Origin of the sequence: Rhizobium sp. BK098 (assembly GCF_014193155.1) — a bacterium.
GTDB lineage: Bacteria > Pseudomonadota > Alphaproteobacteria > Rhizobiales > Rhizobiaceae > Rhizobium.
Genome location: NZ_JACHYY010000012.1, coordinates 69565 through 89534, shown reverse-complemented (window position 1 = coordinate 89534; position 19970 = coordinate 69565). Strand labels below are relative to the sequence as shown.

General features: G+C 61.9%; 20 protein-coding genes. 10 read left to right on the top strand and 10 right to left on the bottom strand.

Annotated features, from left to right (window positions below; genetic code table 11):
- Positions 1 to 174: 174 nt before the first annotated feature.
- Entirely contained in the window at positions 175 to 1716 is a 1542-nt protein-coding gene (locus tag FHT73_RS25085) for an FAD-dependent monooxygenase (protein WP_183715622.1), read from the bottom strand.
- Positions 1717 to 1932: 216 nt separating this feature from the next.
- Between FHT73_RS25085 and FHT73_RS25080 the strand changes: the two genes are divergently transcribed.
- Positions 1933 to 2559 carry a TetR/AcrR family transcriptional regulator gene (locus FHT73_RS25080; protein WP_183715620.1) on the top strand — a complete coding sequence of 209 codons (627 nt, stop codon included), beginning with the start codon at positions 1933 to 1935 and terminating at the stop codon, positions 2557 to 2559.
- 121 nt (positions 2560 to 2680) lie between these two features.
- Here FHT73_RS25080 and FHT73_RS25075 read toward each other — a convergent pair whose 3' ends face one another.
- Positions 2681 to 3577: an SDR family oxidoreductase gene (locus FHT73_RS25075; RefSeq protein ID WP_183715618.1), complete on the bottom strand. Its 897-nt coding sequence runs from the start codon at positions 3575 to 3577 to the stop codon at positions 2681 to 2683.
- A gap of 93 nt (positions 3578 to 3670) precedes the next feature.
- Here FHT73_RS25075 and FHT73_RS25070 point away from each other — a divergent pair, with 93 nt between their 5' ends.
- Together FHT73_RS25070 and FHT73_RS25065 are read left to right on the top strand one after the other, a co-directional pair.
- Positions 3671 to 4504 carry a helix-turn-helix transcriptional regulator gene (locus FHT73_RS25070; RefSeq protein WP_112399439.1) on the top strand — a complete coding sequence of 278 codons (834 nt, stop codon included), beginning with the start codon at positions 3671 to 3673 and terminating at the stop codon, positions 4502 to 4504.
- 247 nt (positions 4505 to 4751) lie between these two features.
- The gene (locus FHT73_RS25065) at positions 4752 to 5693 is read left to right on the top strand and encodes an NmrA family NAD(P)-binding protein (protein WP_183715616.1); all 942 of its coding nucleotides are present in this window, start codon (positions 4752 to 4754) and stop codon (positions 5691 to 5693) included.
- 16 nt (positions 5694 to 5709) lie between these two features.
- Here FHT73_RS25065 and attM read toward each other — a convergent pair whose 3' ends face one another.
- The gene (gene attM, locus FHT73_RS25060) at positions 5710 to 6501 is read right to left on the bottom strand and encodes an N-acyl homoserine lactonase AttM (protein ID WP_112610766.1); all 792 of its coding nucleotides are present in this window, start codon (positions 6499 to 6501) and stop codon (positions 5710 to 5712) included.
- A 110-nt stretch (positions 6502 to 6611) separates the two neighbouring features.
- Between attM and FHT73_RS25055 the strand changes: the two genes are divergently transcribed.
- The gene (locus tag FHT73_RS25055; RefSeq protein WP_183715614.1) at positions 6612 to 7514 is read left to right on the top strand and encodes a LysR family transcriptional regulator; all 903 of its coding nucleotides are present in this window, start codon (positions 6612 to 6614) and stop codon (positions 7512 to 7514) included.
- On the opposite strand, the gene FHT73_RS25050 is transcribed toward FHT73_RS25055, so the two are convergent.
- Positions 7511 to 8821, bottom strand: a complete 1311-nt coding sequence (locus FHT73_RS25050; RefSeq protein ID WP_183715612.1) for an MFS transporter — start codon at positions 8819 to 8821, stop codon at positions 7511 to 7513. The genes FHT73_RS25055 and FHT73_RS25050 overlap by 4 nt on opposite strands.
- A 109-nt stretch (positions 8822 to 8930) precedes the next feature.
- Here FHT73_RS25050 and FHT73_RS25045 point away from each other — a divergent pair, with 109 nt between their 5' ends.
- Positions 8931 to 9383, top strand: a complete 453-nt coding sequence (locus FHT73_RS25045) for a helix-turn-helix domain-containing protein (RefSeq protein WP_112414852.1) — start codon at positions 8931 to 8933, stop codon at positions 9381 to 9383.
- A gap of 41 nt (positions 9384 to 9424) precedes the next feature.
- On the opposite strand, the gene FHT73_RS25040 is transcribed toward FHT73_RS25045, so the two are convergent.
- From FHT73_RS25040 to FHT73_RS25025, 4 genes are all read right to left on the bottom strand, one after another.
- Positions 9425 to 10306: an NAD(P)/FAD-dependent oxidoreductase gene (locus FHT73_RS25040; RefSeq protein WP_183715610.1), complete on the bottom strand. Its 882-nt coding sequence runs from the start codon at positions 10304 to 10306 to the stop codon at positions 9425 to 9427.
- The gene (locus tag FHT73_RS25035; RefSeq protein ID WP_112412786.1) at positions 10303 to 10752 is read right to left on the bottom strand and encodes an Rrf2 family transcriptional regulator; all 450 of its coding nucleotides are present in this window, start codon (positions 10750 to 10752) and stop codon (positions 10303 to 10305) included. Before FHT73_RS25035 ends, FHT73_RS25040 begins: the two co-directional genes overlap by 4 nt.
- A gap of 69 nt (positions 10753 to 10821) precedes the next feature.
- The gene (locus tag FHT73_RS25030) at positions 10822 to 11406 is read right to left on the bottom strand and encodes an isochorismatase family protein (protein ID WP_183715608.1); all 585 of its coding nucleotides are present in this window, start codon (positions 11404 to 11406) and stop codon (positions 10822 to 10824) included.
- Between the two features lie 79 nt (positions 11407 to 11485).
- Positions 11486 to 12235, bottom strand: coding sequence for a sulfite exporter TauE/SafE family protein (locus FHT73_RS25025; RefSeq protein WP_183715606.1), 750 nt, complete (start codon positions 12233 to 12235; stop codon positions 11486 to 11488).
- A 98-nt stretch (positions 12236 to 12333) separates the two neighbouring features.
- Here FHT73_RS25025 and FHT73_RS25020 point away from each other — a divergent pair, with 98 nt between their 5' ends.
- The 4 genes from FHT73_RS25020 to FHT73_RS25005 all read left to right on the top strand — a co-directional run bounded on the left by FHT73_RS25020 (position 12334) and on the right by FHT73_RS25005 (position 16088).
- Entirely contained in the window at positions 12334 to 13215 is an 882-nt protein-coding gene (locus FHT73_RS25020; RefSeq protein WP_183715604.1) for a LysR family transcriptional regulator, read from the top strand.
- Positions 13216 to 13299: 84 nt separating this feature from the next.
- Positions 13300 to 14106 (top strand): alpha/beta hydrolase, encoded by an 807-nt coding sequence (locus tag FHT73_RS25015; protein ID WP_183715602.1) that lies wholly within the window; start codon positions 13300 to 13302, stop codon positions 14104 to 14106.
- Positions 14107 to 14241: 135 nt separating this feature from the next.
- A complete protein-coding gene (locus FHT73_RS25010; RefSeq protein ID WP_183715600.1) occupies positions 14242 to 15363 on the top strand; it encodes an alkene reductase in 1122 nt (373 codons plus the stop codon).
- Positions 15360 to 16088 carry an SDR family NAD(P)-dependent oxidoreductase gene (locus FHT73_RS25005; protein ID WP_183715598.1) on the top strand — a complete coding sequence of 243 codons (729 nt, stop codon included), beginning with the start codon at positions 15360 to 15362 and terminating at the stop codon, positions 16086 to 16088. The genes FHT73_RS25010 and FHT73_RS25005 overlap by 4 nt, the downstream gene beginning before the upstream one ends.
- 33 nt (positions 16089 to 16121) lie before the next feature.
- On the opposite strand, the gene FHT73_RS25000 is transcribed toward FHT73_RS25005, so the two are convergent.
- Positions 16122 to 16430: a hypothetical protein gene (locus FHT73_RS25000; RefSeq protein ID WP_246712221.1), complete on the bottom strand. Its 309-nt coding sequence runs from the start codon at positions 16428 to 16430 to the stop codon at positions 16122 to 16124.
- A gap of 137 nt (positions 16431 to 16567) precedes the next feature.
- Here FHT73_RS25000 and FHT73_RS24995 point away from each other — a divergent pair, with 137 nt between their 5' ends.
- Positions 16568 to 17635: a LacI family DNA-binding transcriptional regulator gene (locus FHT73_RS24995; RefSeq protein ID WP_183715596.1), complete on the top strand. Its 1068-nt coding sequence runs from the start codon at positions 16568 to 16570 to the stop codon at positions 17633 to 17635.
- Here the strand turns inward: FHT73_RS24995 and FHT73_RS24990 are convergent.
- On the bottom strand, positions 17632 to 19746 hold the full coding sequence (locus tag FHT73_RS24990) for a mechanosensitive ion channel family protein (RefSeq protein WP_246712220.1): 2115 nt from the start codon (positions 19744 to 19746) through the stop codon (positions 17632 to 17634). The genes FHT73_RS24995 and FHT73_RS24990 overlap by 4 nt on opposite strands.
- Between the last annotated feature and the right edge of the window lie 224 nt (positions 19747 to 19970).

The following is a 19970-nucleotide window of genomic DNA, read 5'->3' as shown; positions in this document are numbered from 1 at the left end:
ACATCCTGCTCAAGAGGCGGATGACAACCTCTTTTCCGATCTGTTTGGTGTCCTGATCCGCGTCAGTCGCGGTTTTCCACCGAGCCATGCTCCGGATGCTTGCCCGCTCGCATAGCATCGGCCATGACCTTCGCCAAACACGCACCTTATCTCATGCTCCGGACGCAGCGCTTCTCAGGCAGATGCGCGCTCCGGTTCGCCGAACCATCGCAGCGCGGCCTTTGCGGCTTCCTCGATATCGGGTTCAGCTTCGCACACCCAGGCGACGACACCATCTGGCCGTATCAACAAGGCATTCACGTCAAGCCGGTCCCCGACATTGTCCGCGGCGAGATAGGCGATCCGGTTACCCCAGCGACCGGCAAGCGCCTCAAGCGATGCGTTGGCGGTGAAATCGAGCAGCAGGCCTCTGCCTGCTCTCAAGAAGTCGCCAAGCCTCGCCTCGTCGGCCAACTCGAAATCGGGAGCGCTGCGACCGACAAGCGGATTGATGTCGCCGAGATCATAGCGGAGAGAAACGCCCCAGACGCGCTCGGCGAAATAGGTGGCGCCATCACGGGTATCGATCAGATCGCGGATGATCGCCTCGAGCGCCCGCGAGCTCCGGCTCGGCCGCATGAGCGCCACCTGCGCACGTGACCAGTCGAGCACCTGCGCTCCGACGGGATGCCGCTCGCTGGAATAGGTATCGAGCAGGCTGTCCGGCACATCGCCACGGATCACGGCGGCAAGCTTCCATCCAAGGTTCATCGCGTCGCCCAGACCGAGGTTGAGGCCCTGGCCGCCCAAGGGGGAATGGATGTGCGCGGCATCGCCGGCAAGCAGAACGCGCCCTCTGCGATAGCTGGTCGCCTGGTAGGCGCGGTCCGTCCATGTGGTGGCAAGCTTGACTGCCGTTAGAGTGACTTCGGTGACGGAGATACGGCGCAGCACCGACTGCACATGCTCGAGCGTGATCGGCTGGGTCCGGTGGAAAGCACCGCCGTCGAAGTCGACCATCGCGATCGTCGCGGGCGGCGAAAAAGTGTACATGCCCGTCGCGGTGTAGTGGCGGCCTGTTTGAAGCTTGCCCGGGTCTGCGATCTCGACGTCAGCAGAATAGCCGGTAAATTCGGGATCGGTGCCGACAAATTCGAAGCCACCAGCCTTACGAACGATGCTGCGGCCGCCGTCGCAGCCGACGAGCCAGTGCCCACGAAAGGTCTCGCCTCCGGCGCAGACGGAGATACCTTCATCCGACTGCTCGAAGCTCTCGACGCCGAAGCCGCGGCTGATCTCGACGCCCATCGCCTCGGCGCGAGCGGCCAGGATCGTTTCGAAGCTTTCCATCTCGACCATCATGCTGGTGCCGGCCGGGCTTGGCAGGCGATAGGGCCATTTCGAGGCATCGATATTGTCATGGAAGAACTGGATACCGGCAAAATGGCCGCCGGGGCGGCGCGGCTGATGCATCCAGTGCGCAGCCGATGCGGCGCGATCGCCCGAACCGTCCTTCGGAGTTTTGGGTGCAGCGATATCGCCCAGCAGGCCGCGACGATAGAAGGCTTCGATGGTCGGCGCCGAAAGGCCGCGCATGCCGAAGGGAAGGCGCTTTAGAGGCGAGCGCGGATCCTCGGCCTGCTCCAGCACCAATACGGAGAGACCGGCGAGACGCAGCTCACAGGCGAGAAACAAGCCGACAGGTCCGCCGCCGGCGATCAGGACATCATAAATCAAGAGAATTCCTCAAGCGAACAGCGCCGCGAGGGCGCCAGACATTCCGGCTTCCAGGGGTCCCAGCCGGCGCGAGTCGGTGGAAAAAGCCAATCTCCATTCGAGCGGGCGACGGTCCGGCTACAGGACAGCCATAAAACCTGTGCCGATTTCACCGATTTCGTGATCGTGGCACAATTTTATACCCGGTATAAATTTACTTATGGTATAAATATCGCTATGTCAAACCGAATCAAACTCCGGGACCGCAAGAAGGAGATGACGCGTCAGGCGATCTCCAATGTCGCAACACGCCTCTTCGTCGAACATGGCTTCGACAAGGTTTCCGTCGCCGACATCGCTGATGAAGCGGAAGTCGCCAGGAAGACGGTATTCAACTACTTCCGCCGCAAGGAGGATCTGGTTTTCGATCGCGAGGATGAGGTGCTGGAGCTGGTGCGCGAGGCGATTGCCGATCGTGGCCGAGCACCGCCGGTGCACGCCTTCCAGGCGCTGATGCGGGAACTGGTGGAGACGCAGCATCCCCTGTTCAGGATCACGGAGCGGCCTATCGCATTCTGGCGCATGGTGGCGGAGAGCCCGGCACTGACGGCGCATGCATGCGGACTGCAGGTGAGCCTTGCCGGCGATCTCTCGATAATGCTGTCCGACGCCGTGGGCCGGCCCGCTTCCGATCCAGAGGCGCGGCTCGCCAGCACCATGCTGATGGCGACGCTGGTGACCGCCTATGGTGAGGCGCTTCGCGCCTTTCGCGAAAACGGAAGGCCCGAGGCAGCGCTGTCGAGCGTCCTGAACCGAGGTTTTGCCGGTGTCAACGCCGCTCTTGCCGGGACACCGTATGCCTGACTCCGGAGCTTTCTGGATCGCAGCCTGAAAGATGAAACCCGGCCGAAGGGTCGGCCGGGTTTTCGAATACATGCTCAGCCAGACTTCGATCATCCGCGGACCGTGGCCGATGGCACCGGCATTACGCTGCGGAAACCTGCAGCTCTGCAAGATCCTGAAGCAGCGTCGGACCTTTCGGCTCCCAGCCTAGCGTCTGGCGCGTCTTGGCGCTGGAAGCCGGCATGTCATGTCCCGCGAACAGGGCGAGCCAGCCGAAATAATCCTGCGCCTCCTCCTTGGCGACGGACTTGACCGGCAGGTTCAGGCGGCGGCCGATCGTCTCGACGATATCGCGCATGGGCACGCCTTCCTCGGCGGCCGCATGATATTTGGCATTGGGTTCAGCGCGCTCGGCGACGAGGCGATAAAGACGGCCGACATCGGTAAAATGCGCCGCCGGCCAGCGGCTTGATCCATCTCCGACATAGGCGCAGACACCCTTTTCCCGGAATATCTGGATCAACGGTGTAATAAGCCCCTGGCTGACCGGATCATGCACCTGCGGGAGGCGCACGACCGAGACATTGACGCCGATTTCACTCGCTAATATCCCGGCCTCCTCGGTGGCGGCACGCGGATGCCTATCGGAGCGGACGATCGGATTATCTTCCTTCGCCGGCTCGCCCGGCACCGTGTTGGCGATCGGCGTGCCCGACGTAATGACCAGCGGACGGGCGGAACCGGCAAGCGCAGAGGCCAGCGTTGCGATGACTCGACGATCATCCTCGCAATTCTGGGCGAATCTCGTGAAGTCATGGTTGAAGGCAAGGTGGATGACGCCGTCGGATTGCGAAGCGCCGCTTTTCAGGATGGCCGCATCCTCGATCGTGCCGTGAAGGACTTCGGCGCCGGCAGCGGCGAGTGCAACCGCCTTTTCCTTCGAGCGCGAAAGGCCGAGCACTTGATGGCCCGCACCGATCAATTCCCTGACGACATGCGAGCCGACATTTCCGGTCGCACCGGTAACGAATATACGCATATGCACTGTCTCCTTATTTCGTCGGAGACAAATTTGTGCCTATCGTTTATTCTGGTAAAGTAGTGACCTTATCATAGTAAAGACACTAACAGGATGACCGATCTCATCGAAACCGAAAACGCGCTCGGGACCTATCTGAGGGACCGCCGCGCGAAACTCGACCCATCCGCCCTGGGATTTGCCGGCGAACGGCGGCGCACGCCTGGACTACGGCGCGAGGAAGTGGCGCAGCGCGCCAATATCAGTCCGACCTGGTACACATGGCTGGAACAGGGCCGTGGCGGTGCGCCTTCCGCCGACGTGCTCGACCGGATCGCCCGCGCGCTGATGCTGACGGAAGTGGAGCGCGAGCACCTGTTCCTGCTTGGCCTCGGACGTCCGCCGGAAGCGCGCTATCGCAAGAATGATGGCGTTACGCCGCGGCTGCAGCGCGTGCTCGATGCGCTGGAGCCGAGTCCCGCCATTATCCGGACCGCCACCTGGGACGTCATCGCCTGGAACCGGGCAGCACCCGTGATGCTGATCGATTACGGATCGCTGCCACCGGAAGAACGCAACATTCTGCGCTATATCTTTCTCGATCCGCGTGCGCGCGCCGTGCAATATGACTGGGAAAGCGTCGCCCGTTTCGCCCTGGGTGCATTCCGCGTCGATGCAGCGCGCGCGGGCGCATCGAGTGAGATCGAGCCTTTCGTGGCGGAACTTTGCCGCATCAGCCCGGAATTCAGGGCCATGTGGCGCGAAAACGATGTTCCTGGCACCCATACCGAAGCCGTCAAACATATACGCCATCCCATCCTCGGCCCGCTGGCATTCGAGTATTCGGCCTTTTCGGTCGATGGCCGGACGGATCTCAGCATGATCGTCTACAATCCGGCAACGCCTGACGATGCCGAGAGGATCAGGTCGCTGCTGCCTCAGCCGTAAGGCAAGTCCTGCGTCGCGCGCGTACCTATCTATTGACAGCATCCGTGAAGCCGACCTAGATATCGTCCGTCGAAAATGGCTGGCTTGGTCTCGGTAGGCCCAGGCCCTTCTCCCTCAATGGAGAAGCTCTGTTCCGCGCTTGCGCGGATACCCCGACAGTCCCTGCGCCTCGTGCGCGTTTCGGGTCTGCGGGTGGTAGCCATTTGACGATGCTCCCTCGGCAGACCATGTTCGAAGGAGCCGTTGTATGTCCATGATCGATCGATCCAAGCCTATCCTCGTCTATCTCGCAGCCGGCGTTCAAGGTAGCGCCGTCGTCCACGCCGCGTTGCAGCGTGGCCTCAAGGTTCGGGCGCTTGTGCGAGACCGGGAGCGCGCCGCCGCACTCTCGGCCCTCGGCGTCGAGCTTGTTGAGGCGGATCTTTGCGATGCCGCCTCGCTTCGCGCCGCCAGCGTCGGCATTGCACATGCCGTGCTGCAGATCCCGATCGGATCTCAGGCGGATATGCGTATCCAGACCGACAACGCGATATCGGCTTCGCTCGCATCCGGCATGAAATCCGTCGTCCTCAAGCTTGCCAGCGCCAGTCGCCCAGCGCCCTGTGCGGAACCGAGCTTCGCCGCCAACGCCATGATCGAAGACATCATCCGCACGTCAGGCCTGCCCTTCGCCACAGTTCGCCCCACAATGTACCTCGACAATCTCTTGAAGCCTTCGGCGCGCAAGGACATCATTGAACATGGGATCTTTGCGCCACCGATTGCCGAATCCCAGCGGATCGCCTGGACCTCGGTCGACGATTGCGCCCGTGCCGCTGTTACTCTTCTGGAACGGGGCATTGTATCAGGCGATCATCGCATCGCCGGGCCGGAAAGCGTTGATGGAAACGAGCTTGTCACGCGCATCGGTGCGGGGCTTGGTCGCCGGATTGCTTATCGCCAGCAGCCGCTCGACGAATTCGAGCGGGATGTCGATGCCGCGATGGGGCCAGGAACAGGGCGCCGCGTCGCCTCGAAATTCCGCTTCTTCGCATCGCATCCGGAAGAGGCGGATGCTATGCTGGCCGAGCCCTTCAGGCCGCAAGCCGGCCTGGAGGATTTCCAGCCGACGGGCGTCGAGGAATGGGTTCGTCAGCATCGAGCACAGTTCTTCGATACGGAACGAGCACCATCAGGCGAGCAAGGCTAATCGGAGGGATGCGCCTTCAATCGTAATAGGCCGGGGCGTGCTTGAACCGAGGCCACGCCTCGGGATCATGCCCCGTGACCACCAGCGCATCGGTCTGTTCGGCAAGCGCACGCAGCTTGCCGACGGATCGCACCGTGTCGACGGCGGACGCCATGAAACCGGGGAGCGCTTTTTCGTTCCAATGATCGAGCGTATAGGCGGCATCGATCGCCAGCAATATCGCGCCTGCGTTCGACAGCCGCACGAGAAAGGATTGATGGCCGACGCTATGGCCCGGCGTGAAGATCATCCGCAGCACGCCGTCGCCATAGAGATCGTAGCCATCGGTCGCGTCGCCCTCCAGGAAGCGCCATTTCAAGCCGGGACGGTCGAAATCCTTTCGGACATAGGCTCCGGCGGCGAACCAATCCGGCGCAAAGGCGTAGCGATATTCGCGACGTTGGGCGATATGGGTCGCGTTCGGGAAACGGCCGATAGCGCCGCTGTGATCGGAATGCAGGTGGGACAGCACGACGAAGCGGATGTCTTCACCGGATATGCCGAGGTTCGCCAGCTGCGCGACGCATCCTTGCTCTTCGGTCATCACAGGCTGATAGCTATCGATCACATCGCCCCAATAGCCGCGCGGATCGGTCAGACCTTCAGCAGCCAGTCCGCCATCGATGACGACATTACCCTTCGGATGCGTCAGCAGAAACCAGGGAACCGGGATTTCGCAATCGGCGTCGCCACCCTGATTCATCCTGATATCGTGCGCCTTGCAGCGCTGCGTGCCCGATTGAAACATGTAAAGCCTTATATCGCTCATGAGCCTGACCTGTGGTTGCTGTTTGAACGCCGTTTTCGGCGATCGAACGCTTCCCCACCAGACGGCATCATCCACTTACATTTATCGGCTGAACCGATATATTGGGGCGCATGGATCTGCTGGTGGCGATGCGCGTCTATGTCAGAGTGGTGGAAAGGGGCAGCATGTCGGCCGCCGCCCGCGATCTCGGCATGGGTCAACCTGCCGTCAGCGAGCGCATTGATCGGCTGGAGCAATATCTCGGTGCGCGGCTATTGCTCAGAAACACCCGCAAGCTTTCCGTCACCGATGTCGGCGCCGCCTTTTATGAGCGCAGCAAGCAAGTTCTCGAAAGTGCCGACGATGCCCTGACGGTCGCGAATGGCGATCAGTCGCTCCGCGGTACGTTCAGGATCGCAGCGCCGCATGGCGTCGGCGAGGTCCTGCTGCCATCGATCCTGCTGCAGATGCGCAAGCGCCATCCGCTGCTGAAGATCGAGCTGATCCTCAACGACAGGATCGTCGATCCCGTGACGGAGGGCGTCGATATCTCGCTGCGTCTCGGCGATCTTGGCGAAGGCAGCTTCATTGCCCGCAAGCTCGGCCATGTCGGCCGTGTGCTCGTGGCCTCGCCTGCCTATCTCGATGAGCATGGGGTGCCAACGATACCCGACGAGCTTGCCGACCACCCCTTCCTGCGGGTTTCCAGCCTGTTCAACAGCGGACGGCTTCCGTTGATCGGCCCGGAGGGACGGACCGAACTTGCCCCTATCGATATTGTGCTCAGCACCAGCCACTGGCGGCCGCTGCACCGCTTGCTGCTGGATGGAGCCGGCATTGGTGTCCTGCAGGAGCCGGTCTGCGCCGAAGATCTGGCGAGCGGTAGGCTGATTCGCCTGCTGCCCGAGCTCGCCGTGCCGGGATTCGATCTGCATGCGCTCTATCCCGCAATAAGGCCGGTTCCGCCCCGGATTCGAGCGGTGCTCTCATTGTTGGAAGAGCAGCTGGGCTCGGCTTCCCCGCCGGAAAACTAGCTATTTTTGTGATCGACGCTCCGTGTCGCCACCTCAGGCGTTGCCCGCAAGGTCAGCGCCCAGAAGAGAAGCGTTGCGAAGCTTATAACCCCACCCGAGATGCAGACGCCCGTCCAGCCGGCATGACCATAGATGATGGTCGCTGTCGAGGAGCCGACGGCGCTGCCGATGGAGTAGAAGATCATGTAGGCGGCGGTCAGCCTGTTCTGCGCATCAGGCCTGACGCGATAGATCATGCCTTGATTGGTAACGTGCACCGCCTGCAAGCCGAAATCGATGACAAGCACGCCGAAAATCAGCCAGAGGATAGAGCGATCCAGCATCGAGATCGGTAGCCAGGCAAAGAGCATGAGAACAAGCGCGATGCCTGTCGTGCGCTGGCCATGGCCACGGTCGGCCCAGCGCCCCGCCCTGATGGCGCCGAGCGCACCCGCGGCGCCGGCAAGGCCGAACAAGCCGACTTGGGTGTGGGACAGGGAGTAAGGCGGCCCGGTCAGCGGCAGGACGAGTGGCGCCAGCAAGGTGGTTATATTGGCAAAAATCAGCATGGCGATGACAGCGCGGATGCGCAGCACCGGCTCCTCGACGAGCAGGATGCCGAGCGAGCGGATGAGACCGAAATAGGAGAGTCCGCCCTTCGGCTTCTCCTGCCGCGGCAGCGCGCGCCAGAGGAGAAGCGCGATTACCAGCGTCAGCGCGGCCGAGACAATGTAGACGGTCCGCCAGCCGGAGAGGTCGGTCAGCGTTCCCGCGAAGCTACGCGCCAGCAGGATGCCAAGGACGATGCCGCTTGTGACCAGGCCGACGATATGGCCGCGCTCGGCGGGTTGCGCCAGGCTCGCCGCATAGGCAACGAGCGCCTGTGTGACCACGGCCAGAAAACCAACCGCAGCCATGGAGGCGAGCAGCATCGCGGCACTGGACGAGAAGCCGACAAAGACGAGTGCTACCACACTCAGCAGCGATTGCACGATGATGAGCTTGCGCCGGTCGACAAGGTCGCCGAGCGGCACCAAGAGGATCAGGCCGAGCCCATAGCCGAGTTGCGTCGCACCGACGATGAGGCCGGCAACCGTGCGCGACAGCTTGAGATCATCGGCCATGACATCGAGAAGCGGATGGGCGAAATAGGCGTTAGCGACAGCAAGGCCGCTCGCGACAGCAAACAGGAAAATCGTCGCTCGCGTCAGCTGCGAATTGGCCTCTCCCGAGTATTCGGCACCCTTGGACGAACCCTCTCGCGAGGAATGAGGGCGCAGAATGTCCTTCGCGCTGCCTGCCGGCGGCGCGTCCTGATCGATCGTCATTGCAAAACTCCCGATTCTTTGGTTTAATAATGAAACCATCGACCGAGTAACATTATTGGTTTAATCATGCAACCATTTCTACTGACAAAAGACCGGAAGGGCTAAGGCGATGGTCGCGCGGAAAAGCCTGAAGGGTGACTATTGCCCAAGCGCGCGTTCGCTCGACGTGATCGGCGACTGGTGGTCGCTCCTGATCGTGCGCGACGCCTTCGACGGGCTGACGCGCTTCGGCGAGTTTCAAAAGAGCCTGGGGATCGCCAAGAATATTCTCACCGAGCGCCTGCGCACGCTTGTCGCGAGCGGCATCCTGGAGCTTGTGCCAACAAGCGAAGGCGGCACGCGCATGGAATATCACCTGACAGCGATGGGAAAGGATCTCTTCCCGGTGATGGTGGCATTGCGGAAGTTCGGCGAGCGCCATCTCTTTGCACCGGCCGAGGAACATTCGCTGCTGGTGGATCGTGCCACGGGACAGCCGGTGCAGCTCGACATCCGGGCACAGGACGGCAGGTCCATCGGACCGGATGAAACGGTTATCGTGAAGGTGCCGGAAGCGGAATAAGACAAGAACGCCGGTGGCCGCCGGCCCCTTCGAAACCAGGCTTAGAACACCAGCGACCGGTGCAATTGTGCACCCGCCCACGCGCCGTCGCCGACTGCGAGCGACACTGAATGCGGGATACGGGCAGCGTCGCCACAAGCGAAAGCGCCTGAGATAGTCGTTTCTTTCATGGCATTCGTCTGGATCTGGGTGCCGAAAGGCGTTTCCTCGAGCGCGCAGCCGAGCCGTTCGGCAATCGGGCTCGAGGGCGACACGCGCGATGCGGTAAAAAGGCCGGCAAACGGCAGCAGCCGTCCATCGGTTAGCCGAACATCGGCCTTTCCTTCCAGCCTTGCGATGGGTGCCGCCTCGATCGTGACGCCGCGTGCGGCGAGATCGGCGTGCTGCGTCTCATCCGGAACAAAGCTGCCGTTGAGGAAGAACGTCACCTCGCCCCATTCCGGCAGCAATTGCGCCTGATGCAGCGACATCGGGCCGGTGGCGATGCAGCCAATACGGCCCTGACCGAGTTCGTAGCCGTGACAATAGGGGCAATGGAACACGCTCTTGCCCCAGCGTTCGCCAAGTCCCTCGATATCCGGCAAGGCGTCGGAGACGCCGGTCGCGAAGAGAAGGCGCCGACCGGCATGACGCATGCCGTCTGCCGTAGTGACCGCAAAGGCATCCTTCTCGCCCTCGGCCTGTTCGGCCATGCCCTCGACCCAGGTCAGCGTCGGATAGGCGGAAAGCTGTTCGCGCGCCTTGCGGGCGATCTCGCCGGGGTTGATGCCATCCTGGCCGAGAAAGCCGTGGGATTCCTCGGCGAAACGATTGCGCCGCTTGCCCGCGTCGATGACCAGCACCTTGCGGCGGGCACGGAGAAGCTGGAGGGCGGCCGCCATTCCGGCGTAGCTGCCTCCGATGACGATGACGTCGTGGCTCATGACGGGGTCCTTTCTGAGCGCCACTGCGCATGACGCCGCGCAAATTCGCCGGCGAGATCGGCCAGCGTGACGTTTTCGAAGCGCTGGAGGAGCAAGGCTTCGGCTTCGGCAAAAGCATCATCGAGGACGGAATTGACCGATTGCTCGACCAGACATTCTGGCGTCTCGTTGCGATTGCCGATGGCAAAGACGGCAGGCTCGCCGAGCGCTTCGTGCAGCTGGCGCAGCGTGACGCTTTTGAGATCGGCCGCAATAGTCCAGCCGCCGGTATGCCCCTTGGCGGAACGGACAATGCCCACCTCGCGCAACAAGCCCATGGTGCGGCGCACGACGACCGGATTGGTGTGCATGCATTGCGCCAAGGTTTCGGAGGTCAGCGGCCCCTCCTGCTCGGCCATATGGAGCAGAGCGTGGAGAACGGAGGAAAGTCGGCTATCGCGTTTCATGTAACTTCAATTATTACGATTCGACGCGACATTCAAGAGCGGCCTGCATTGATGAGGCGAGACCTGCGACTAAGCCCGCTCTTTGAAACGAACCTCGCGTGCCGAAGCGCAGATCCTGATCTCGTCGCCAAGAGACCACTCCGCCGCCCTTGCCGCCATGGCTGCGGGCACGCCCTGCGAGCCCGGCCCAGCGGGAACATCATAGGTGGCGTGCGCATCATGCGGCAACAGCACGCCATAGCCGCGCTCAAGCGCCGCCCGCGCCGTTGCGGCAATGCACATCTCCGAAAGCACGCCGCAGATCACCAGATTCTTCACACCGAAAGCGGTCAGAATGGCGTCGAGATCGGTGCCCTCGAAACCATCATCCTCCGTTTTCCGAATGACCACTTCGCCCGACAGAGGTGGGAAATAGAGTTTCCATCCCGGCTGAAACGGTTCGTCCAGTGCACCGGCCGGACCATCATTCTGCAGGAAAATAACCGGCGTCCATGCCGAGCGTGCCTTGTCCAACAGGAGCTCGACCATTGCTCTCAGGATGGCATGGCCAGGAACCGCGCTCGACCCCTCCACGAAGGCATTCTGCACATCGACGACGAGCAGGGCATCGGCCGGCGGATGGTCATCGGAAATCTCTTGCTGCTCTCTTTCCATCGATCGGTCAGGCCTCACCTTGAAACAAACTCGGAAGCATATGGGTACCCGTAGGGCAACCCAGCAATATGAAACCGCCTCAAGAAGCGGCTTTGACGATCATCTCTGCGCCAAGCACCAGCAGACAAATCAGAAACCAGCGGCGGAAAGTGGCAGGACTGACGCGATTGCGAATGATCTGGCCGGCCCACATGCCGGCAAGCGCGGGCACGATCGCCAGGGCGGAGAGCGCGAGATTGTCGATGCGGAAGGCGCCGTGCCAGGCAAGCGCTGCGGCCAGTGCCACGGTAGACACGGTGAAGGAAAGGCCGAGCGCCTGAACCAGCTCCTCCTTCTCCAGTCCGAGCGACTGCAGATAGGGTACTGCCGGCACGACGAAAACACCGGTCGCCCCTGTGAGCAGACCAGTGACCCCGCCGACGAGCGGCGATAGCAGTGGCTCGAACCTTGCGGGCACATGCAGTTGACGGGCGAACAAAGCATGGCCGGCATAGACGATGAGCGCCGCACCCAGCGCGGCGGTCGTCAGACGCGTATCGGCGGCGGCAAGAAAATATGAGCCGGCGAAGGTTCCGATGACCACGGCAAGAACCAAGAGAAGGAAACGACGGGCAAGTGAGCCAAAACTAGGGCCGGCCAGCAGCTGCCAGGCATTGGTAACGAAAGACGGGACAATCAGCAGGCTGGCCGCGACGAGCGGCGAGATCAGCGTGCCCAGAACTCCCATCGCCACAGTCGGCAGCCCCATGCCGGTGACGCCCTTGACAGTGCCGGCGACGAAGAAGGTCGCGAAGATCGCCGCGACGAGCCATATCGAATGATCCATCATGCCTTTTCAGTAGCAGAGACAAAGACCGGCACAATGCGCATGATGCGAAGCCAGCCTTCGGCTGTTCCGAAGTCTGGAGATGCGGTAATCTCCGCTTCATGCGCTTTGACCTGACCGACCTTCGCCTTTTCCTCGCCGTCGTCGATGCCGGCAGCATCACGCATGGAGCCGCCGATGTCGGGCTTTCGCTGCCGGCTGCCAGCGAGCGGCTGCGGGATATGGAGGTGAATGGCGGCGTAAAGCTGCTGGAGCGCGGGCGACGCGGTGTGAGCCCGACGCCCGCTGGCGAAGCGCTAGCCCATCATGCCCGGCTGATCCAGCGGCAGCTCACGCAGATGCGCGGCGAGCTTGGGGAACATGCCAGCGGCTTGCGCGCTAGCGTCCGGCTTCTCGCCAACACCGCGGCGATTGTCGAATACCTGCCGCCGCGCCTTGCCGGATGGATGGCCAGGAACCCGCGAACGGACATCGATCTCAAAGAGCGCCAGAGCATCGAGATTGCCCGGGCCGTTTCGTCCGGGCTGGCCGAGATCGGTATCCTGTCGGACGCGGCCGATACCTCCGGCCTGATATTGCGGCCCTTCGCGATCGACAGCCTCGTGGTGGTGATGTCTCGCGACCATGCGCTCGCGCCGTCAAAGCAGATCGCTTTTGCAGAAATCCTGCACGAGCATTTCGTCGGGCTCGCAGGCGGAGCGCTGCAGGATCATATCGACGCGCAGGCCGCCCGACTCGGCAGCCGATTGAAAATGCGGGTGCGGATGCGGACATTTGAGGCCATTTGCGAGATGGCAGGCCGGGGCATCGGCATCGGCATCGTACCCGAAACGGCAGCACGACGCTGCAGCCGATCCGCGAAAATTGCGGCCCTCCGTCTCACCGACCGGTGGGCGACGCGTCGGCTTTCGATCTGCGCCCGCTCCCTCGAAGAGCTGCCATCGCCCGCCCGCGATCTTTTCGAGCACCTAGCAACGATATGACCGTAGCCTGTTGAAAAGACGCGCCGGCATCGACTAGTCTCGCCGCATGGCTGTCAAGAGGAGATGGCGCAATGGGAGGTGGGTATGGAATTTCACGATGATGAGCTTCATCGCTTCGAAGCCGAAGGGGCCGCGCCCTTGCCGCAAACCGAGGTGGAAGGCCATGTCGATCATGATGGCGCGCGTATCTGGTACGCTTCCTATGGCAGCGGCGCACCGGTGATCCTCCTGCATGGCGGGCTCGGAAACAGCGGCAATTGGGGCTATCAGGTGCCGGCGCTGATCGACGCAGGCCATCAGGTTATCGTCGTCGACAGCCGGGGCCATGGCCGCAGCACACGCGACGAGCGACCATACACGTATGAGCTCATGGCCTCCGACGTTCTCGCCGTCATGGACAGGCTGAAGATCGACAAGGCCGCCATGGCCGGCTGGAGCGACGGCGCCTGCATCAGCATGGTGCTTGGAAAAACCCATCCGGAGCGCGTTTCCGGCGTCTTTTTCTTTGCCTGCAACATGGACGCGAGCGGCACGAAAGAATTCGTGGCGACGCCGATTATCGAGCGCTGCTTCTCCCGCCATACGAAGGATTACGCAGCTCTTTCCGCCACGCCGGATAGGTTCGATGCCTTCGTCGAGGCTGTCGGCCTGATGCAGCGGACGGAGCCGAACTACACCATTGCCGATCTCACAGAGATCAATGTGCCTGTTGCCATCGTGCACAGCGAGCACGATGAGTTCATCAAGCGCGAACACGCCGATTATCTTGTCCGGCATATTCCCGGGGCAAAATTGATCTTTCTGCCCGGCGTCAGCCATTTTGCACCGCTGCAGCGGCCGGCGCAGTTCAACGCAGCTCTGCTCGCCTTCCTCGCTCGGACTGCCGCCTGAGATCAGATTCAGTTGCGCATGTCCGATCGTTGGAATAAATGATGACCATCATCTTATTCGAACTCCCGAGACCGAATCGCCGCTGACAGGCCCTTCCGCCCCGGGGAGCAATTTGGCTCCAGGCAGGAGAATTTTATGACAGCCACTTTGTTTTCGCCTCTTTCCATTGGTCCTTACGAACTCGCGCATCGCATCGTCATGGCGCCGCTGACCCGTATGCGGGCGAGCCAGCCCGGCAATGTGCCCTCGGCTTTGAATGCAGAATATTATGCGCAGCGCGCCAGCGAGGGCGGCCTGATCATTTCCGAGGGCTCGCAGATTTCACGCGCCGGACAGGGCATGCCGGCAACGCCGGGCATCCATACGGCCGAACAGATCGCCGGCTGGAAGGCAGTGACGGATGCGGTTCATTGCAAGGGCGGCAAGATCTTCCTGCAGCTCTGGCATGTCGGCCGCATCTCCCATTCCTCGCACCAGCCTGATGGCGCTCTGCCGATTGCTCCTTCGGCCATCGCCGCCCAGGGACAGGCCTTCACGGCCTCCTTCGAGCGCGTGCCCTTCGAGACGCCACAGGCGATCGATATCGACCTGATGCCGCTTTTGATCGACGTCTATGCTCAAGCCGCCGCCAATGCCAAGCAAGCCGGCTTCGACGGCGTCGAGATTCATGGCGCCAATGGCTATCTGATCGAGCAGTTCCTGCAGGCGCGCACGAACCAGCGCACCGACCAATATGGCGGCTCGATCGAGAACCGCACGCGGTTGTTGCTCGAGGTGGTCGAGGCGGTTTCCGAAGTCTGGGGGTCGGATCGCGTCGGCGTCCGCCTTTCGCCCTTCGGCATCGCCAATGACAGCGGCGAGGACGATCCCTTGCGCCTCTATGGCCATGTCATTCGCGAGCTGGACCGCCTCAACCTCGCCTATCTGCATCTGATCGAGCCGCGCGCCAGCGGTGCCGGCCAGGCCGAGGTCGACCACAAGAACGTGCCGTCGGCTGCGGAATTGTTCCGGCCCGCCTGGTCCGGCACGCTGATCGCCGCGGGCAATTTCCGGCCTGATACGGCTGAAGCGGCACTTGCCGCGGGCCATGCCGATGCCATCGCCTTCGGTCGCCTGTTTATCGCCAATCCCGATCTGCCGGAGCGCATTCGTCGCGGTGCTCCCCTTAATCCCTATCATCGCCCAACCTTCTATGGCGGCGGTGCCGAGGGTTACACTGACTATCCGACGCTGAAGGCCAGGGAGGCTGCCGAATGAGCACGCCAAGCGCAATTATTGTTGGAGTGGGTGCCGAGCAGGGTCTGGGTGCGGCGCTCTGCCGGCTTCTCGCGGACAAGGGCTATCATGTCGTCGTTGCAGGCCGGACCGCAGCGAAGATCAATCAGGTGGTCGCTACGATCCAGGCAGCCGGCAGCAGCGCCGAGGCGATCGAAACGGATGCGACGGATGAAGCCGCGGTCATCCGGCTATTCGAGCACGCCTTTACCACTCGGAACGACATCGCTCCGCCCGATCTGGTCGTCTTCAACGCTGGCATCAATCGCCAGATCGGCTTCCGCGACCTGACGGCCGCCCAATTCGAAGAATTCTGGCGCATCTGCTGCTTCGGCGGTTTCCTCGTCGGGCGCGAGGCTGCGCGGCATCTGGCGCCGCTTGGCCGTGGCACCGTGATCTTCACTGGCGCTTCCGCCAGCCTGCGCGGCAAGGCAGGCTTTGCGCAATTCGCCGCCGCCAAGGCCGGTCTTCGCATGATCAGCCAAAGCATGGCACGCGAATTCGGTCCCCTCGGTCTTCATGTCGCTCACACCATCATCGATGGCGGCATCGACGGGGAACGGCTGCGCTCGCGTCGGCCGGATGTGGACGCCGATGGGCTGTTGAATATCGACGCCATCGCCGAGAGCTACTGGCATATCCATCGTCAGCATCCTTCCGCCTGGACGCAGGAGCTCGATCTGCGTCCCTACAAGGAAAATTTCTGAGGCTCGAAATTTCGCGCGCTCCATGGCGTAGCTCTAGCAATTTCGCGACAAAGCCTTGGCAATCGCGAGAAACTTCGGGTCTTCTAGCCCATTGCGATGCCGGATCTCGGCTTCGTTTTCGGTGTCAGACGCGTCGCTCGGAATCGTAAAGGACCATGCCGAGGGATGTTTCCGGCGGCGGCGGAAAATGTTTGCCAGTCGACCCAGCAAACCTTGTTGGCCGGCCCCGCCCTTGTCCTCCGGTGAAGGCGGTTCGACTGCATCCGGATTGCGCGGATCGCCCCATCGATCATCATAGAGATCCTTGAAGAGATAATTGGTCAGCATCGGTTTGCCTTTCATTTTGAATCGATTCAATTATAACTTACTCTACCTTATTGAATCGGTTCAATCATATGCCTTAAAACTCCACCGTCAAGAAGAATTGAACCGATACAACTTCGTTGCTAGTATCCGCCGGAAACATAAGGAGCATTTCATTGGCCAAGGGCACCATCAGGCTCGCGGATGTCGCCAAGGCGGCAGGCGTATCGCAGGGGACCGCCTCTAATGTTTTCAACCGGCCCGAAGTGGTGCGCGAGGAAGTGCGTGAGCATGTGCTCAAGACAGCCAAGCGGCTCGGCTATGCCGGGCCGAGCCTGACCGGCCGGCTGCTGCGGGCGGGAAAGGTCAATGCGATCGGCGTCGCCGCGGTCGAGCCGATTGCCTATTTCTTCAATGACCCTTGGGCCAGGGCTCTGCTGGCCGCGGTTTCCCGCGTGTGCGATGCCAGCGGCACCGGTTTAGCTTTGGTCTCGGCCAAGGACCGGCAGACGGTGGACTGGAACATCAAGAGCGCATTGGTAGATGGCTTTATCCTGCTCTGCGTAGAGGGCGGAGAGAAACTGGTGCAGTTGACGCGCGAGCGGCAATTGCCCTTCATCGCTCTCGCCTTGAATGACGAGGACCCGTCCATCCCTTCGATCAGCGTCGACAACGTGGGAGGCGCGGCCGTTGCGGCGCGGCATCTGGCGGAATTGGGCCACAGGCGTTTCGGCGTGCTCGCAACAGAACTTTCGGACGACCATGTGGGGCCGGTCGGAATTGCAGAGATCGAACGCGGGATCTATTCCACCTCCCGCAATCGCGCACTCGGTTATTGGCAGGCGCTCGAAGCATTCGGGATTGGCCGCGAGGACGTGCCGATCTATGAGACGCTCAACGACAAGCCAAGCGTTGAAGCCGGGCTGAACTACCTGTTTTCCCTGCCCGAACCGCCGACTGCGATCCTCGCCATGTCCGACAACATCGCGCTTCTGGCGATCAACTGGCTGCGGGCACGAGGTCTCTCCGTGCCGCAGGACGTCTCCGTCATCGGCTTCGACGGCGTGCCGGAAGGCGGCATGGTAGAGCCCGGCCTGACGACGATGGCCCAGCCCTTTGCCGAGATCGCGGAACGCGCGGTGCAGGCCGTTCTTCACGATGCCGTGCCGGCCGAGCGCGAGATGATCGGCGTCACGCTGATCGTGCGCGGCAGCACGGCGGCGCCGAGATCTGACCGGATCTAACCCGCCTGCTGCGCGCCATCCACATTTGCCGCCCGCATCTCGATAAGCTGCCGGGCAGCGGCCGCTGCCGCATCCTTATCGCCTGCCACCTGAACGGTCGGGAAGGCGAACTGGATGCCGTTTTCGTCGAAGGACTGTTTGATCAAGGCCAAGGTGCTGCGGCGGATGACCGAGAGCTCGTTCGGCTTGGCGGTGATCGCCAGCCTGATCTCGATCGCGAAATCGCCGAATTGCTCGACGCCCTTCATCTTCAGCGTCTGAATGATACTTGGCTTCAGATCCTCGTCTTCAAGCAGGCGCTGGCCGATATCCTTGACGATGCGCTTCAGCTTCACGAGATCGGTATCGTAGGTGACCTTGACGATGATCTTATCGATCGCCCAGTCGCGATTCATGTTGTTGACCGCACCGAGCGAGCCGAAGGGGATCGTCGCCAACGGGCCGCGCTGGTGGCGCAGCTTGACTGAGCGCAGGCTGAAGGATTCGACTACGCCCTTGTAATGGCCGCTTTCGATATATTCGCCAATACGGAAGGCATCGTCCCAGAGATAGAAGACACCGCTGATGACGTCCTTGACGATGGTCTGCGCACCAAAGCCGACCGCGACGCCGACGACGCCGGCGCCGGCGATCAGCGGCCCGATCTGAACGCCGAGGCCCGACAACACCATCATGACGGCGATGATGCCGATGACGACGGCAAGGATATTACGGAAGATCGGCAGCAGCGTTTGCAGCCGGGCGCGGCTCGCCCTTATCTCGTCGGATTCGCCGGCGGCGGGCAGAGCTTCCATCACCTTGCCGTCGATATAGGTTTTTGCGAGCTGCCAGACGAGATCGGCGACCAGCAGGATGACGATGCCACCGAGAATGCCGCGAGCGATGCGGCCCACGACCGATTCGCTGCCACTCATCATCGCATGCGCCTCGACTCCAAGCATCTTGCCGAGCCACAAAGCCGCGAAAGTGATAATCAGCGCGCGCACGCCGCGGTCGAGCAGCACAGCCGCGATCTTGCCGGCACCAAAAATGCCGTCGGCCGCATCATGCAGAGCGTCGATTGCCTTTGTCGATACCGAGAGGACGCGCGGCAGCAATATCGCATAGATGCCGATCCACAAGAGGCCGTCGAAGCCGGCCACCCAGAGGCACCAGAGCGCCACGAAGAAAATCGTCAGCAGCCAGGAAACCGTCTTTGCCCCACGCTTTTCCGGCGGGAGTGGCCTCGCCCACACGGCAGCCGTGGCGATCAGGAACAAACCGATGCCGAGCGTGTAGCCGATGAGGTCGCGCGCGCCGGCAGAAAAGTCCAGCGACGTGACGGCCTGTATGACCGCCCAGCCGCAGGCGAAATAAATGGCAAATAGCGTGCATCGCCGATACCAGTAATAGGCCACGCGCCGCCGTTCAGCGATGCGGGCGGTGCCGCCGTCCTCGTCTAGGACATCGTTGGCGCGACGCATCGCGATCAATTCCATGACAAGCTTGCCGATGGAGATCGCCAGCCTGATCGATACCATCGCGATGACGCAGGCGATGGCGAAGTTTTCGATGACCGGCGGCCAATCAAAGGCAAGAAGCGGAACGAGCGTCACCAGACCATGAATGATGGCGGGCACGACGCCACCCAGAAACTGGAAGCGCGCTGCCTGCAGTTCCGTCTCGGTACCGGCAGCCCTCTCGCTGCGCTGCATATGCCTGGTGTTGATGAAACGGGCAACGGCGAGTTCGGCCACCAATCCGAGGAAGAACAGGAGGACAATCTGAACGATGATGCGCACGAGCCCGACCGACTTGCCCTCTCCCTCCAGCTTCTCCGATGCGGTCATGACCTCGTAGGGCAAAGTCATCGCAGCGCCGGAGACCAGCTCGAGGTGATGCCGCGTGTGGCCGAGCATGCCCGACAGAACCGACATCTGATTGCCGTCGGCGGGAGCCGGATCGGTGGCGGGTGCGGGTTTATCGCTAGCGGACGCAGGCTGACTGTTGAGCTGCGTGGTAAGCCACTGCCTGACATCGGGCTCGTTCAGCAGCTGGATCAGCTCGCGAACCTTGTCGGGCGGCGGAGTTGTCGGCTGCGGTGCGGCCGCATTCTGAGCGAAGACCGCCATGGGCACAGCCAGTACGAAAAGACAAAAAAGCAGGCCTCCGATCGTCCACCTGCCGCCCCTGACATTCCTCATCTGCGCTGCCCTTCTTGCCATCGGACCATCCGGCCCGCTGCTGCAGACTATACGCGTTTTTGACACGGGCAAGCAGGCACTTACGGCTCCTAATCCTGATCATGCCGCCATTGCCCCGCAACGGCTGTCGCGCTAGGTTCTGCTGCAATACC